Raw genomic sequence first — 14,461 nt, 5'->3', positions numbered from 1 at the left:
CGAGCGCCGGCACTGGTCAGTGCGCGCGTTCGATCAGCGCGGTGACGGCGGCGCGCAGGTCGGCGCGCGGTCCTTCGCCGTACAGTTCGGTGAGCGCGATCTCGGCGACCATCGCGACCAGCAGATGCGCGACAGCCTGCGGATCGCTCCACCCCATCGCGGCCAGGTCGGGTTCGATGACGCTCGCGGTCTGTCGATTGCGAGCGTGCACTTCGTCGAGCAGGTCGGTGTCGGTGCGTGATTGCGCGAGAAAGGCTTTGGTGCCTCGGGTGGCGAGGCAGGCGTCGAGGTAGGCGGTGACGCCGACTTCCACGCGCCCCGCGCCGGGCGGGAGGTCGGCGATCCGCGCGCCGATGGTGTCGGCGAGGGTGTCGTGGTAGCGGCGGTGCAGCGCGATCACGTAGCTGCGCCGGTCCGGGAAATGGTGGTAGAAGGTGCCCTTTGCCATGCCCGCGGCCTCGACCACCGCGTTGATCGACAGGCCGCGTAAGCCCCGGTCCTCGGCGACGCGGGCGCCTGCGGTCATGAGGGCGTTTCGGCCGGGTTCGGCGGGTTTGGGCATGGTTCATCTTCCCCGATCACTTGGCGTAGCGGCACACCGAGGCTACGCTGTGACCGGCCGGTCGGTCATAGCTTTCGTCGAGAGCGCCGGCCCACGGACATCCGATGAGGAGAATCATGCCGCGCTGGTCGAAGCGTCTGGTCGGACTCTGTGCCGCCCTCGCCCTTTCGGTCGGGCTCCCGACCGGGGTCGCCGTCGCCGATCCCCCCGCCCCGCCGCCGTCCTACAGCTACTTCGGCGGCGTCGCCGCCCAGTTGACGGCGCCGAGCACCCCGCCGCCCGGCGCCAACGACTGGTCATGCCGCCCGAGCGCCGCGCATCCGGAACCGGTGGTGCTGCTGCACGGACTGAGCAACGACACCATCACCTGGAACACTCTCGCGCCGGTGCTGAACGCGGCCGGATTCTGCGTCTTCACCGCCACGTACGGCACCGGCCCGCTCGGCCCCATCGGCGCGATCACCCCCGTCGAGGAAAGCGCGGCCCAGATCGGCGCGTTCATCGACCGGGTGCTCGCCGCCACCGGTGCGGCCAAGGTGGACATCGTCGGCCACTCCATGGGCGGCGCGGTGCCGTTCTACTACCTGAACCATCTCGGCGGCATCCCGAAGATCGACGACTACGTCGCGATGGCCGCCCCGCTGCACGGCACCACACTCAGCGGCCTGCAATCCATGTTCGCCGGACTGGTGGCGGGCTCGGACCTCGAAGCCCTGCTCAACAGCACCTGCGGCCCCTGCCAGATGTCCTGGGGCTCGCCGTTCCTGCGCACCCTGAACCCCGATCCGGCCATCGCCCCCGCCATCCGCTTCACCACCGTCGTCAGCCGCTACGACGAAATCGCCACCCCGTACACCACCGGCATGCTCGAGGGTCCGAATGTGCGCAATATCGTCCTGCAGGACCTGTGCTCGACCGACTACACCGAGCACTACGAACTGACCGCGGACCCGGTCGCCGTGCGCGCGGTGCTCGACACCCTCGATCCCGCGCGCGCGGGCGCGCCGACCTGCGCCGTGGTGCTGCCGTTCATCGGGCCGATCGGTCGCTGACTCCCGGCGGGTTGTTCGCCGACAGATTGCTCTCTGTGTCACTGTCGGGGGATGTCCAACGAGGCGGTCACCGACGGTCCGATAGCCGGGCGGGCACTGTTCGGTCATTCGATCGGGTCGGCGAATCTGTCCGAGGTGGAGTTCCGCCGAGCGGCCCTTCTTCGACGTCCTGTATCAGGACGATTACCGATGGTGGACTTCGGCCTCGAGCGGGAGTACGCCGGTCGCATTGATTGGCAGGCTGAATCGCGTCGGCGACAGGAGCGGGGCCGGGTGGACAACCGGTCGGCTGCTCGAGATCGGGACACGCGCGGTCGCGAGATGCCGGGAATTCCCGTCGCGCCGAGCGGTCGGCCCCGTATGTCGGTGTCGTGGCGGGCGCCGTCGTTTCGTGGCGCCTGCCCGGCGCGCCGAGGGCTCGCGGTGATCGGTGCCGATGCGATTGTTCCGGGACCCGCGCTGTGGGTAAGTCGGTTCACGGCGGGAATCCACCGAGTGGTCCCGGTGGCGGAATCCGGAGAGCGAAGGAGTGGAACGTGGCGATCTCGAACTCGTTCGGCCGACGCGGATTGTTCCGCACGAAATCGGTGGAACAGTCCATTCGCGATACCGACGATCCGGATTCCAAACTCCGCAAGGATTTGACCGCCTGGGATCTGACGATCTTCGGCGTCGCCGTCGTCGTCGGCGCGGGCATCTTCACTCTCACTGCGCGCACCGCGGGCAATGTCGCCGGTCCTTCGGTGTCGCTGGCCTTCGTCTTCGCCGCCATCGCCTGCGGCCTGACCGCGCTGTGCTACGCGGAGTTCGCCTCGACCGTCCCCGTCGCGGGTAGCGCCTACACCTACTCCTACGCGACCTTCGGCGAGCTCGCGGCCTGGATCATCGGCTGGGACCTGATCCTGGAATTCGCGCTCGCGGCCTCGGTCGTGGCGAAGGGCTGGTCGCAGTATCTGGGCGATGTGATGGGACGCGGCGCGGCCGTGGTCGACATCGGCGGCGTCACCTTCGACTGGGGCGCGGTCCTGCTGTTGACCGTGCTCGGTGTGCTGCTCGCCATCGGCACCAAGATCTCCTCGCGGGTCTCGGCCATCGCGGTCGCCATCAAACTCGCCGTGATCGCGGTCGTCCTCGTGGTCGGGCTGAAGTATTTCGACAGCGCGAATCTGAGCCCGTATGTGCCGCCGTCGCAGGAGGGCGCCGCCGACGAGGGCATCCACCAGTCCCTGTTCTCCTTCCTGACCGGCGCCGGGCACAGCACCTTCGGCTGGTACGGCCTGCTCGCCGCAGCCAGCCTGGTGTTCTTCGCGTTCATCGGATTCGACGTGGTCGCGACCACCGCGGAGGAGACGAAGGATCCGCAGCGCAATGTGCCGCGCGGCATCATCGGATCACTGCTCATTGTGACGGTCCTCTACGTGGCGGTCTCGCTGGTGCTCACCGGCATGGTGCCCTACACCGAACTCGCGGGCGAGGACGCGACCCTGGCGACCGCCTTCGCCCTGAACGGCGCGGACTGGGCGAAGAACATCATCTCCATCGGCGCGCTGGCCGGCCTGACCACGGTGGTGATGGTGCTCTACCTAGGCCAGACCCGCGTCCTGTTCGCGATGGCGCGCGACGGGCTGCTGCCGCGCGGCCTCGCCCGCACCGGCGCCAAGGGCACGCCGGTCCGTCTCACGGTGTTCGTAGGCGTGTGCTGCGCGCTACTGGCCGGATTCGTGGACTTCGGCACCCTCGAGGAAATGGTCAACATCGGCACGCTGTTCGCCTTCGTACTGGTTTCCATCGGCGTGATCATTCTGCGCCGTACCCGCCCCGACCTGCCCCGCGGTTTCCGCGTTCCGCTCGTCCCGCTGATCCCGATCCTCGGCGTCCTCGCCTGCCTGTGGTTGATGCTCAATCTCTCGGTGGAGACGTGGCTGCGTTTCCTGGTGTGGATGGTGCTCGGCTTCGCGGTGTATTTCACCTACAGCCGCAGGCATTCCGTGCTCGGCAAGTCCCAGGACGCGCGGTCCGGGTCACGGCAGTCCCCTCCGCTGCCGTGACCCGCACCGGATCCAACCACCGATCACAATGGTTGCTAGATAGTAGCCGAAACTATCCACTTCTCGGGTAGCGGAAGTGTCCTTTCCGGCTTCGGCCGCCCCCGGGCGTGGCGCGGTCCTGCCCGCCTCCGTGTGAATCGCCACGAACATCCGCCCCGCCCGCTCCGAGCCCTCCCGCATGCGGCCCTCCCTGTCACCTCCCCTGGCGGCCCCTCCCGACCGGCCGCCCACCCGGCCCCGCTCCGGCGCCCCGTTCGAACCCTTTGTCCGCGTTGACCTCCGAAGATCCACCGGAACCGACGATTGACCCGAGCCGCCGTTTCGACCCGCCGGTGCCTATCGGGATTCCGGTACAGCCGTACGAGTCGGTAGGCTGACCGGCACGCCCCTATAGCCCAATTGGCAGAGGCAGCGGACTTAAAATCCGCCAAGTGTCGGTTCGAATCCGACTGGGGGCACCACAAAACCGCAGGTAAATCGGTATTTCAAGGGCAAATCAGGGGTGTCGACGCCCACCCGCCCCGGCATCGCCGCGGCCCCTGTGCGCAGCTAGAGCGCGGACAAGGGTCATCCTCGACCTCGATTCGCTGCCGTATCGCCTCGACCCCGCGCTCGGGTGGAATGCGTTCGGGCCAGAAGATTGCCGGCGCCACGACCGGCGCAGGCAGCGGTCGGTCCTCAGGGGAGGACTTGCGATGACTCCGACGTCATCCATGCTGTTCGGTGTAGTTCGTACTCGACCTCGCCGTGTTCCGTGCCGGGCAGCGGGTTGTCGAAGCGCGGGTGAAAGGTCTTCCGTGAACCATGATCAGCGACCATCTTGTCCGGAACAGACCGAGGCATCCCAACGCGGCCGATCATGCGGTTCGGCATGATCGGGGTATGGAGCGCGACAGCGGTGTGGTGGGAAAACTTGTCAGGGATGGGATTCCGGGGATTATTCGGGCGAGTGGTGGGACTCCCGGGGTGCGGGTTCTGGATGCGGACGAATACGAGGTGGCCTTGCACGAGAAGATGGTGGAGGAGGTAGAGGAGTTGCGGGCGGCCTGCACTCGGGAGGAGCGGCTCGAGGAAGCGGCGGATGTGCTCGAGGTGTTGACGGCGGTTGCTTCGTATTATGGGTTCACGCTCGAGGACGTTCGGGATGCGGCCGCGGTGAAGGCGGCGGAGCGCGGTGCGTTCGCGGGGCGGTTGTGGTTGGAGATGCACTGAGCGGCAATGCGTGTGGCTTGCGCTTTCGGATGGCGGGCTCGGTGGTTCGGGGGATGCGTTCGAGGACGCCGCCCGCGAAGACATCGTAGAGGGGGAGAGATTCGAGGTGGACGTAGCCTATGTGGCAGTCGCAGGTGGTGAGGGGGCAGGGGCGGGAGGTCAGGGCGCGGCGGTAGGAGTTGTCGTAGAGGTTGCCGAGGGGGGTCGGTACGAAATGGCAGCGGCGGACGGTGCCTTCGCCGTCCACCGAGATCACCGAGGAACCGGTGCGGCAGGGGAGTCCTGCCGAGGGGTGGGGGTGGCGGCTGTACGGGAACAGGGGGTCGATGGCGGTCCAGTCGGCTGCGGAGGCGTCGGTGTAGGTGTGGCCTTCGGCGGCGTTGACCCACAGGTAGACATGGGCGGGGAGATCAGCGCGCAGGCGGCGGGCGTGGTCGAGATGATTTGGTAGGCCCACTATTCCGACGCTGAAGCGGACGCCTTTCGCGGCGAGGTCGGCGGTTTTGGTGAGGAAACGGTCATAGGGGGTCTGGTCGGGGTGGTAGGTGCACCAGAGGGCGACGGTGTCGAGGTCGGCGGTGGTGAGCCAGTCGGTGCGGCAGCTCAGGTTGGTTTGGATGGCGACGCGGTCGACGTGCGGATGGTGCGACAACTCGACGAGGGCGCGGCGATACCAGGAGCGCACCAGGCCTTCGCCCCACGGGGTGAACAGGATCGATAGGCGGTCGTCGGTCTGCGCGGCAGCCCACGCGGTGAATCGTTCGAGGGCGGCGCGGTCGGTACGCAATTGGGCGGTGGAGTCGCGGCGTTTCGCGAACGGGCAGTACGGGCAGTCGTAGTCGCAGGAGGCGAGGGGGCCGCGGTAGAGAATGGTGAGATCCACGGCGGCTCAGCGATGTTCGTAGGCGGCCATGGCGGCGCGGACGTCGGGGGAGAAGAATTCGGGGCCGATGGCATCCGAATACGCCAAACCTTCGGGGCTCAAACGCAATTGGTGTGAATCCGGGTCGGTGAGCCAGCCGCGTTCGGCGAGTGCGTCGAGTTCGGCGGGGAACGCGTCGCGCGGTTGGCGGCCGAAACGCAGCTGGTAGTCGGCGATCGCGAAACCCTCGGCTTGCAGCAGGGATTGCAGGAGGTAGCGGCGTTCGGCCTCGTCGCCGTCGATCACTCGTCCGCAGACAGCGCGGGTGAAATCTGTTGTAGCCGTGTAAGTGTCGATGATCGTGCGGACTTCGCGCGGGGCGACGGCGTAGTCGAAGGAGTAGTGCGCGCCCGAGGTGTAGGAACGGGCGCCGCAGCCGAGGCCGATCATGCCGTCGGTTTGGCAGGCGTAGTCGTCGGGACCCTGCGGCGGCGCGTCGAGGCGGCGGAACATGCGCATGGATACCTGCTCGTAGCCCGCCGCGAGCAGGTGATCGCGGCCCTCGGCGTAGCGGCGCAGCCGTTGTCCGTCCCATTCGCGTTCGGCCGCGATGGGGTCGGTGTTGCGGTCGAGTCCGGTCAGTGGTCGAACGTAGAGCGGGTAGAGGTAGATCTCCTCGGGTTTCCAGGCCAGCGCGGCGTCCAGGGATTGCCGCCAGGTCGCGGCGGTCTGGTCGTTGATGCCGTAGATGAGGTCGATGTTCAGGACCGGAATGCCCGCGTCGCGAACACGGCCGAGCGCGGCTTCGACGTCGGCGCGGCGTTGCGGGCGCACGGCTGCGCGCGCCTCTCGGTCCAGGAAGCTCTGCACGCCGAGGCTCAGCCTGGTTGCGCCGCGCTCGGCCAGGACGCGGAGACGGTCGGCGGTGGCGGTGCTCGGCGATGCCTCCACCGACAGGGGGATGGCGCGCAGGTCGGCGCCCATCACGCGTTCGGCGATATCGCAGAGCCGGGACAGTTCACCGGCTTCGAGGAAGGTCGGGGTGCCGCCGCCGAACGCGGCGGTGGCGAAATGCGGCGGTCGCGCGTCGCCGAGGGCGGCGCGCACCGCCTCGGCCTGGCGGGTCAGCGCGTCCAGGTAGCGGCCGGTGAGCCCGTCCGGTGCGCCGACGCGCGTGAACAGATTACAGAAACCGCATCTGACCTCGCAGAACGGAATGTGCAGGTACAGCGAGAGCGCACGGCGCGATTCGCCCGCCCACAGGTCGGCGAGCAGCGGGCGCGGCGTGAACGGGCGGTACGCCGTCTTGTGCGGGTAGGCGTAGACGTAGTTCTGATACGGGCGCGGCGCGGTGATCGTGTGGGTCATGCGGGCGGCTCCAGGAAGAAATGGCCGTAGGGAACCGTCCACACGGATTCGTGGCCGAGTCGGTGGCCGGTGTAGCCGTCGTCGCCGTACGCGGTGCCGTGATCGGAACAGACTACGGCGAAACAGCGCCGCCGTGAACGCATCACGTCGAACAGGCGACCGACGTGCCGATCGATGTAGGCCAGCGCGGCGGCGTGGGTGGTTCGGGTGTCGCCCGCTTCGCGGGTCGCGCCGGGCAGGTGGAACCAGTTGGGTTGATGCAGCGCGGAGGCGTTGACGAACAGGAACAACGGACGGTCGGCGTCGAGGGCGGCCACGACTCGTTCCGCGCACGCGACCTGCGCTTCGAACGAGGTCGGCGATGCCACGGAGAATTCAGGCTCCCAATGACTTTCGGCGAAAAGGCCGGGCAGCACATTCCCCAGCGCGCCCCGCTTGTTGAAGAAGCCGACGCCGCCGATGCATGCGGTGTGGTAGCCGCGTGCGGCCAGCGCCGTCACCAGATCGGGCTCGTCGAAGACGAAGGTGCGTTCGGCGGTGCTCTCACTGCCCGCGAAACGCGCCGCGAACAGGCGCGGATGCGGACCGGGCGCGGCGGGCGTCGGCAGGAAGCCCGCGAACATCGCGTGGTGGGAGGCGTAGGTGAAATTGCCGGGGGCGTGGCGTTTCTCCCAGACGCCGCCGGGTAGGCGGGCCGTCAGATGCGGCAGCAGACCCGCCGCCGCCGACTCCCGCGCCACGTCGTAGCGCAGCGTGTCGAGGGTGAGCAGCAGCAGGTCGTCGCGCCCGACGACCGCGTTCATATCCGGTTCCGATAGCGCGGGCTCCGCGGCCGTCACAGCGGCGCTCCGCGCAGCGCGCCGACGAGATCTCGCGAGAACGATTGCCGCGCGTTGTGATAACGGCTGGTCGCGGCGATCACCTGGGCGGTGTAGGTGTCGAGTCCGGCGGCGGGGCCTTCGGGCAGGCCGGTGAGCCGGGGCAGCAGATCCCCGAACGCGTTGACCTCGCCGACGAAGAAATGCCGCCACCCGACCGCGGGCAGTAGGTCGACCCCGACGCACAATGTCGACGGGAAGCACGCTGCGGCCTCCTCGCAGATCGACAGCGCCCGCGACCAGCGCTCGCCGACGGCCGCGCGGAAGACCTCCAGATCACCGCGCGCGCCGCCGAGATGCAGATTCGTCAAGGGGGCGCGACTGGTCCTGACCACCACGTGGGTGGCGCGTCCGCCGATCACCACCACGCGCAGATCGGCGGAGCGGCCCGCCTGCGAGACCTTCGGAATCCACTGTTCGAGGTGCAGTCCGTCGGGAGCGAGGCGGTCGATCACGGCCGCGATCTCGCGTTCGCCGGTGTAGCGGCGCACGCGCAGGGAGTTGTGCAGCGCGCCGTCGGGGGCGATCTCCACCGAAGTGGTGGCCCGCAACCGGCCGCCCCTGGTGGATTCGAGCGCGAGCACACCCGACGCGGAAGACCCGTGCGCCGGTTTCACGAAGACGCGCGGCATCTCGCGCAGCCGCTCGCGGACATCGACCCAGCCGCGCACCGGCGGCTGCCCCTCCGAAGTCGGCGAATGTGGCACCGGCACACCGGCCTTCGCCAGCCGCGCGTGACTGCGCCGCTTGTCGAACAGCGCGGCGAGATCCTCGGTATCGTCGAGGCGGAACCCGCCGCGCAGGGTACGCACCGCCGCGAGGAACCGCCGGTACCAGCGACCCGAACCCTCCACGCGGGTGGGTTCGGGCGCGTCGCGGAGCAGGCGGTCGACCTCGTTGTTCTCACCGGGGGAATCCAGGCGGACGATCTCGTCGTCATCGAATTCGCACCCGCGGCCGTGCAGCACGTCACGCCATTCGAGCAGGCGGATGTGCGTGACGCCCGCGGCACGGGCCGCCTCGGTGAACATGGCGACCCTGCGGTTGTCCCCGTTGCCGACGATCACCCAGCGCGGCGGGTGCGGCGGCGGCTCCGATGAGAACACCGGTCACTCTCCGACGGAGACGAAACGCCAGACGGTGCCGTCCTCGTCGTCGCTGTCCTCTTCCGCGTCGTCGGAGTCGAGATCCAGCCGCACGCCCGCGGGTTCGAGCACCTCGCGGAACTTCGCGCGCATCGCGTCGGACAGGTAGTTGTAGTGCAGGTCGAGCGAGTCGAGATGGCCGAGCGGCTGACCCGAGAGCAGCGCCGCCGCGCCCTCGTCGGTGAGTACGCCCATGGACACGTCGAGACTCTTCAGCCGGGCCACCACCGGCGCCGAGGCCAGGGCCGCGCACACCGCGTCCTGATTCTCGCTGTTGCGCAAGGCGAGATGTTCGAGGGCGGGCAGCCGGGCGCCCGAAAGGATGCCCGCCAGATCCTCGACCTCGCTGTCACCGCCGTATTCCGAAGTGCCCAACCACAAGTCGAGATGGGTGAGCGCCGGGAAATCGCTCGCCGCGATGCCGCGCACGACCTCGGCGGGCAGGCCGCCGGTCTCCACGGTGAGTGTGCGCAGTTTCTCGTGCCGGACGGCGTCGAATTCCAGGCCCTGGCCGCCGCGCACCCCGAGGACCTCCAGGTCGGGGAAGATCTCGAGGATGGGGGTGACCAAACCCTGGTTGATCCAGGAGATCTCGCATTCCTCCATGACGATGTCGCCGAGGAACAGCGCGCGCAGCGCGGGCAACCGGTCCGCGGCCGCGCGTAGGCCCTCGATCACCTCGGTCGGCCCGTTGTCGTAGACGTCCTGCCAGGTGCCGACGATGATCGCCGTCACCTTCGCGGTGTCGACGGCGTAGAGGAACCGGGTGAAGCATTCGCCCCAGGTCTCCTTGGCGTCGTAGCTCTCCGCGCTCAGGCGCCACGCGACCGATTCCGCCGAGGGGAGAACCACCTCCTTCGACTCGTCGGTGGTGGCGTCGGGGAAGGTGTACGCGGGCAGCCCGCCGAACTCCTCGAGATGGTCGCCGATGGTCATGTGATGTGCCCGCCCCTTCCGGCAGTGCCCGTGATCGTCACGACTTTCTACCAAGCCCCACCGACATCCGGCGACTCGGGCGGTTCTGTCGGTGCCCGGCGCTACGGTCTCGGGCAACAGCGGCGGATCCGCGCCGCGACGGGAGGAAATGTCATGTATCGGCAAGGCGATGTCCTTATCGTGCCGGTGGCCGCGGCCGCCGTGCCGAAAGCGCTGGTAGACGCGCCGTCGGTGGCGCGCGATCCGCGCGGGCGGCTGGTGCTCGCGCTCGGCGAGGTCACCGGTCACGCGCACGCGGTGCAGGGTCCGGGCAGGCTGATCCGCGAGTCCGGTGCCACCGGTCCGATGTTGCTGCACCTGCCGGAGGGCGGGCGGGTGGTGCACGAGGAGCACGCGGCGATCGGTCTGCCGAAGGGGTGGTATCGGGTGGTGCGGCAGCGCGAGTACGTCCCCGGTTCGGTCCGTATCGTCGCGGACTGAGTCTGCTACGAAAGAGTCTGGGTGAGTGAGGAATTGAGCGACAGTATGACGAAACAGCAGCGATGGCGGTCGATCTCGACGGCGACCGGTCCCGGTGACAGGGTGATCGCCGAGGCCGCCGTGCGCGCTTCCTATCGCCGGGCCGGTCTTGCCGAGCCCGAATCCGTGGTCTGGGCGCGCTCGCCGCTCGAGGCGGTGCGCCTGCTGCGCGCGGAATCCGCGCCCGCGACCGGCGCCTGCGTGCGGGAAGCGCTGCGCAACGCGCCGCTGGCGGCCGAACGCGCGCGCGTGCACGGTGGACTCGGACCGGCCGGATTCAGCGAACACTGGCGCGCCACCGGCGCCGACCTGTGGGAACTCACCGAGTCGGTGGTCGACCGGATCAGGGCGGGTGTGATCGAGGCGGCAGGCGGAAATCGCAAGGAGCAGAACGCGATCCGGCTGCTGCTGCTCGACGCGATACTCGGCCAGCACGATGCCGCGTGGCTGTCGGCCTTCGGCACCGACCCCGGCGAGCCGTTGCATGAAGCGGCCGTGATCGCGGGCGAGACGGGCTGGTGGTGGCCCTACGAGAAGGTCGCGGTCCTCAGCGAGCGTCCCACCGAACTGCACCGCGACGAAGCCGGTCGCCTCGACAGCGGCGCGGGTCCCGCGCTCGCCTACGCCGACGGTTTCGCCCTGCACGCCTGGCGCGGTATGCCCGTGCCCGCCGAATTCCTCGAAGACCTGCGCACCCTCACCGCCGAGCGCATCCGCACCGAGGAGAACGCCGAACTGCGCCGCGTCATGCTCGAGTTCTACGGCTACGACCGCTACCTGGACGAATCCGGCGCACGACCGATCCACCGCGACGAGACCGGGGTGCTGTGGCGCATCGAACTCGACGGCGACGAGGACGTGGTGATGGTCGAGGTGGTGAATTCGACGCCCGAACCCGACGGCACCAGCCGCACCTACTGGCTCCGGGTCCCACCGGACACGAGCACGGCCCGCGCGGGCGTCGCGTGGACATTCGGCCTCGGCGCCGACGAATACGAACCGCTCCGCCAGACCTGACGCTTCATGCTTTGCCGCGCAGGAAGTTTCGGGGTGATTCGCCGAATTCGGTCGTGAAGGCGGTGACGAACGCCGAGGCGGTGGAATAGCCGGATTCGACGCCGACCCGCGCCACGGGCACGCCCGCGGCCAGGGGTTCGAGTGCGCCGAGCAGTCTGGCTCGGCGACGCCACGCGCCGAGGGCGATACCGGTCTCCGCGGCGAACCGGCGTTCGAGGGTGCGCCTGCTCATGCCGATGCCGCGCGCGATCTCGCCCAGTTCGGCGTCGGGGTCGGTGCGCAGGATCTCGGCCGCGCGGCGAGTGGCGGGATCGTGCGGGACGGGTAGGGCGAGGCGCGCGGCGGGTAGGTCGCGTAGCTGATCGAGCAGGACGGTCAGCAGAGCGCGTTGGCTGTCGTCGGTGTCGGTGAGCGGGCAGACCCGCACGACGTACAGCAGCAGTTCGCGCGGGAAGCCCGACAGGGTGACGACCGTGGCTGTTGCGGGCGCGGCGCGCAGATGCGCGGCGAAATAGAGGGTGCGCACTGCGGCGCGATAGTGGTTGCGCGTCTCGGCCGCGGCGCCGTCGGGCAGCCAGAGCGCGCGGTGCGGCGGCACGGTCCACACGTGGTCGCCCGCATGCACCGTCAGCGTGCCGGTGGCGGTGTAGATCAGGTGATCCCAGCCCGCTTGGTCCGCGAGGGCCGCGCGGCCGGGTGGATGGGTCACCGCGTAGCCGCGGACCAGCGGCTCGGTGCGGTGTCGTGTTTTCGACATTTCTCGGCAAAGATTACGTGGAACGCGGTCCGCCTGCGATGCGACGATGGCCGCATGCCAACGAATCTCTCGCATTTCGCCATCAACGCCGACGACGTCTACGCCAGCAAGACCTTCTACGAGCAGGTCCTCGGCTGGCGTTTCAGCCCGTGGGGGCCGCCCGGATTCTTCGAGATCGAGACCGGCACCGAAGCCGAACCCGGTATCGGCGGCGCGCTACAGCAGCGTCGCGCCCTGATCGATGGACAGCCGACCCTCGGACTGGAATGCACCTTCGCCGTCGACGACGTGGACGCGACCGCCCGCGCGGTCATCGCGGCGGGCGGCACCCTGCTCATGGAGCGCTTCACCATCGCGGGCGTCGGTCACCTGATCTTCTTCGCCGACCCGTCGGGCAACCCGATCGGCGCGATGCAGTACGACCCGGGCGCGGCCTGATATCCGGCCGCCGTAGCCCCCGCCGCCCGCGCCCCGTTGCGAGTCCGGGGCGGCGCGGACTTCCGGGTCGGCGCCTGGACTCCGACGCGACGGACGACCCGGCGTGCACTTCGCCTTCGTCCGATCTGGGCGTCGGCCTGAACCCCGACGCGGGTGAACCGTGCGGTGCGTTCAGCCGAGGATGCCGCCGAATACGCCGCCACCGCTCTGTCCGGCTTGCTGGCCTCCGCCGGTGCCCGCGATCAGACCGCCGGACGGCAGCTCCGAGGGCTGCACGATGACGAATCCGCGCCCGGAGAAGGCCAGCGTCACACCTTCTCCGGTGCTGCGGCCCATCAGCCGTCCGAGTCCGAAGGAGTCGTTGCGCTTGATCCCGGTTTGCAGGCTGGACGACCAGGCGACCGCGGCCTGCGGATCGGCGTAGGTGGGCTGGTCGACCTGGAGGACGACCGGGGTGCCGTGCGTGGTGATCGCGATGCGGCCGTGTCCGGTGAACACGCAGTTGAACAGTCCGGCGTTGCTCGCGTAGCCTGCCGCGCCCTGCACCCGGCGGATGTCGTAGCGCAGCGTCGGGTCGAAGGCGAGCACGTTCGAGCCGTTGATGGTGAGTCCGTCGCTGCCGTCGAGGTCGATGGTGTGCACGTCCGAGGCATTGTTGGCGAGGAAAAGGTCGCCGCGGCCCGACACCTTCATCAGCGGCACGCCCTCGCCGGTGAGGCGCTGCTGGATGGCGCGGCCGATACCGCCCGACCCGAGTGCCTGGAAATGCAGGTCGCCCTGGTAGGCGACCATGGCGCCGGCCCGAGCCATGGTCTCGCCGTTGACGGCGACCTTGATCATCTTGCCGCCCTGCTTCTGGATGCCGACTCCGTTGGTTTCGGCGAAGTTCGGGTTGAACAGATCGCTCTGCATCGGCGGTGCTCCTTGCTGCGGTGCTGATGACGGCGGGTACGAAGGCGGATAAGCCGGTGGAGGCGGCGAATAGGCCGGTGGGTTCGGATAGGCGGGCGGTGCGCTCTGGTGGGCGGGCGGCGGTGCGAATCCGGTCGGGGCGGGCGGCGGCGGTGGCGGCTCGGCGTCGATGTCGACACCGAAGGCGGTCGCGATGCCCGCGAGTCCGTTGTCGTAGCCCTGCCCGACCGCGCGCACCTTCCACGCACCCGACCGACGGTAGATCTCGACGCAGACCACCGCCGTCTCGGTGCTCAACCCGGTCACCGGGAAAGTCAGTGTGCCCGAGGGCGATCCGATCGTCGCGAGCAGCGATCCGACGCCCGCGAAGTTGCGCGGCCCGTTGCCGTCCAGGCTCGCGGTGACCACGACCCGCTCCACATCGGGCGGCAGCGCCCCGGTGAGCACCTCGACCGCGTCACCCGCGCCCTGCCCGTGCCGGTAGGTGACGCCGGGACCCGCAGGCTGGTTGAAGAACACGAAATCGGCGTCCGAACGGACCTTCCCGCTCGCCCCGAGCAGCAGCGCTGACACGTCGACGGGCGCGGAACACCGCACGGTGACCGTCATCCGGTCGCCGGGTGCGGGCCGGTTCTCACCGCGCGACAACTCGGTCATCGCACACCTCCCCGAGAGATCCGAACGGCAGACGGCTCATGGCGTCGAGTGTGTCGCGATTTCGGTCCGCGCGCCACTGTCCGCGGTCACCCCGATCG

Annotated in this window: 14 protein-coding genes and 1 tRNA gene; 7 read left to right on the top strand and 8 right to left on the bottom strand. The window is 69.1% G+C overall.

All coding sequences use genetic code 11. The features are described from left to right. Positions 1-16: 16 nt before the first annotated feature. Positions 17-562: a TetR/AcrR family transcriptional regulator gene (locus IT779_RS07125; RefSeq protein WP_196148344.1), complete on the bottom strand. Its 546-nt coding sequence runs from the start codon at positions 560-562 to the stop codon at positions 17-19. 104 nt (positions 563-666) lie between these two features. On the opposite strand from IT779_RS07125, the gene IT779_RS07120 reads away from it, so the two are divergent. From IT779_RS07120 to IT779_RS07105, 4 genes are all read left to right on the top strand, one after another. Further along, the gene (locus IT779_RS07120; RefSeq protein ID WP_232541476.1) at positions 667-1,614 is read left to right on the top strand and encodes an esterase/lipase family protein; all 948 of its coding nucleotides are present in this window, start codon (positions 667-669) and stop codon (positions 1,612-1,614) included. A gap of 536 nt (positions 1,615-2,150) precedes the next feature. Beyond that, the gene (locus IT779_RS07115; protein WP_196148343.1) at positions 2,151-3,662 is read left to right on the top strand and encodes an amino acid permease; all 1,512 of its coding nucleotides are present in this window, start codon (positions 2,151-2,153) and stop codon (positions 3,660-3,662) included. Between the two features lie 384 nt (positions 3,663-4,046). Beyond that, positions 4,047-4,123: transfer RNA gene (locus IT779_RS07110), tRNA-Leu, on the top strand. A 421-nt stretch (positions 4,124-4,544) separates the two neighbouring features. Further along, on the top strand, positions 4,545-4,874 hold the full coding sequence (locus IT779_RS07105) for a nucleoside triphosphate pyrophosphohydrolase (protein ID WP_198428215.1): 330 nt from the start codon (positions 4,545-4,547) through the stop codon (positions 4,872-4,874). On the opposite strand, the gene IT779_RS07100 is transcribed toward IT779_RS07105, so the two are convergent. From IT779_RS07100 to IT779_RS07080, 5 genes are read right to left on the bottom strand one after another with little or no spacing between them, the layout of a single operon-like run. After that, positions 4,786-5,757: an STM4011 family radical SAM protein gene (locus IT779_RS07100; RefSeq protein WP_196148342.1), complete on the bottom strand. Its 972-nt coding sequence runs from the start codon at positions 5,755-5,757 to the stop codon at positions 4,786-4,788. The two genes, IT779_RS07105 and IT779_RS07100, sit on opposite strands and share 89 nt — an antisense overlap. Positions 5,758-5,763: 6 nt before the next feature. Beyond that, positions 5,764-7,104, bottom strand: a complete 1,341-nt coding sequence (locus IT779_RS07095; RefSeq protein ID WP_196148341.1) for an STM4012 family radical SAM protein — start codon at positions 7,102-7,104, stop codon at positions 5,764-5,766. Beyond that, complete coding sequence (locus tag IT779_RS07090) at positions 7,101-7,907, bottom strand: STM4013/SEN3800 family hydrolase (protein WP_196148340.1); 807 nt, start codon at positions 7,905-7,907, stop codon at positions 7,101-7,103. The genes IT779_RS07095 and IT779_RS07090 overlap by 4 nt, the downstream gene beginning before the upstream one ends. Positions 7,908-7,939: 32 nt before the next feature. Beyond that, positions 7,940-9,088 (bottom strand): STM4014 family protein, encoded by a 1,149-nt coding sequence (locus tag IT779_RS07085; RefSeq protein WP_332838694.1) that lies wholly within the window; start codon positions 9,086-9,088, stop codon positions 7,940-7,942. A gap of 3 nt (positions 9,089-9,091) precedes the next feature. Next, positions 9,092-10,063 (bottom strand): STM4015 family protein, encoded by a 972-nt coding sequence (locus IT779_RS07080; protein ID WP_196148339.1) that lies wholly within the window; start codon positions 10,061-10,063, stop codon positions 9,092-9,094. Between the two features lie 153 nt (positions 10,064-10,216). On the opposite strand from IT779_RS07080, the gene IT779_RS07075 reads away from it, so the two are divergent. Continuing rightward, complete coding sequence (locus IT779_RS07075; protein WP_196148338.1) at positions 10,217-10,543, top strand: hypothetical protein; 327 nt, start codon at positions 10,217-10,219, stop codon at positions 10,541-10,543. 21 nt (positions 10,544-10,564) lie between these two features. Further along, entirely contained in the window at positions 10,565-11,599 is a 1,035-nt protein-coding gene (locus IT779_RS07070; RefSeq protein ID WP_332838693.1) for a DUF6745 domain-containing protein, read from the top strand. A 4-nt stretch (positions 11,600-11,603) separates the two neighbouring features. On the opposite strand, the gene IT779_RS07065 is transcribed toward IT779_RS07070, so the two are convergent. Then, positions 11,604-12,356 carry a helix-turn-helix domain-containing protein gene (locus IT779_RS07065; protein ID WP_196148337.1) on the bottom strand — a complete coding sequence of 251 codons (753 nt, stop codon included), beginning with the start codon at positions 12,354-12,356 and terminating at the stop codon, positions 11,604-11,606. A 54-nt stretch (positions 12,357-12,410) separates the two neighbouring features. On the opposite strand from IT779_RS07065, the gene IT779_RS07060 reads away from it, so the two are divergent. Then, positions 12,411-12,794, top strand: coding sequence for a VOC family protein (locus tag IT779_RS07060; RefSeq protein ID WP_196148336.1), 384 nt, complete (start codon positions 12,411-12,413; stop codon positions 12,792-12,794). A gap of 171 nt (positions 12,795-12,965) precedes the next feature. Here the strand turns inward: IT779_RS07060 and IT779_RS07055 are convergent, their stop codons facing one another. Next, positions 12,966-14,363, bottom strand: coding sequence for an AIM24 family protein (locus IT779_RS07055; protein ID WP_196148335.1), 1,398 nt, complete (start codon positions 14,361-14,363; stop codon positions 12,966-12,968). Positions 14,364-14,461: the final 98 nt, after the last annotated feature.

It is taken from the genome of Nocardia bovistercoris, assembly GCF_015674855.1.
Taxonomy (GTDB): domain Bacteria; phylum Actinomycetota; class Actinomycetes; order Mycobacteriales; family Mycobacteriaceae; genus Nocardia; species Nocardia bovistercoris.
The sequence above is the reverse complement of the archived record's forward strand: the minus strand, read 5'-3'. Positions and strand labels throughout refer to the sequence as shown.

What these genes read in the sequence shown, in the direction of transcription:
- IT779_RS07060 (WP_196148336.1), top strand. Translation starts at nt 12,411, where the DNA reads ATGCCAACGAATCTCTCGCATTTCGCCATCAACGCCGACGACGTCTAC.
- IT779_RS07090 (WP_196148340.1), bottom strand. Translation starts at nt 7,907, where the DNA reads ATGAACGCGGTCGTCGGGCGCGACGACCTGCTGCTGCTCACCCTCGAC.
- IT779_RS07125 (WP_196148344.1), bottom strand. Translation starts at nt 562, where the DNA reads ATGCCCAAACCCGCCGAACCCGGCCGAAACGCCCTCATGACCGCAGGC.
- IT779_RS07055 (WP_196148335.1), bottom strand. Translation starts at nt 14,363, where the DNA reads ATGACCGAGTTGTCGCGCGGTGAGAACCGGCCCGCACCCGGCGACCGG.
- IT779_RS07095 (WP_196148341.1), bottom strand. Translation starts at nt 7,104, where the DNA reads ATGACCCACACGATCACCGCGCCGCGCCCGTATCAGAACTACGTCTAC.
- IT779_RS07105 (WP_198428215.1), top strand. Translation starts at nt 4,545, where the DNA reads ATGGAGCGCGACAGCGGTGTGGTGGGAAAACTTGTCAGGGATGGGATT.
- IT779_RS07065 (WP_196148337.1), bottom strand. Translation starts at nt 12,356, where the DNA reads ATGTCGAAAACACGACACCGCACCGAGCCGCTGGTCCGCGGCTACGCG.
- IT779_RS07120 (WP_232541476.1), top strand. Translation starts at nt 667, where the DNA reads ATGAGGAGAATCATGCCGCGCTGGTCGAAGCGTCTGGTCGGACTCTGT.
- IT779_RS07080 (WP_196148339.1), bottom strand. Translation starts at nt 10,063, where the DNA reads ATGACCATCGGCGACCATCTCGAGGAGTTCGGCGGGCTGCCCGCGTAC.
- IT779_RS07075 (WP_196148338.1), top strand. Translation starts at nt 10,217, where the DNA reads ATGTATCGGCAAGGCGATGTCCTTATCGTGCCGGTGGCCGCGGCCGCC.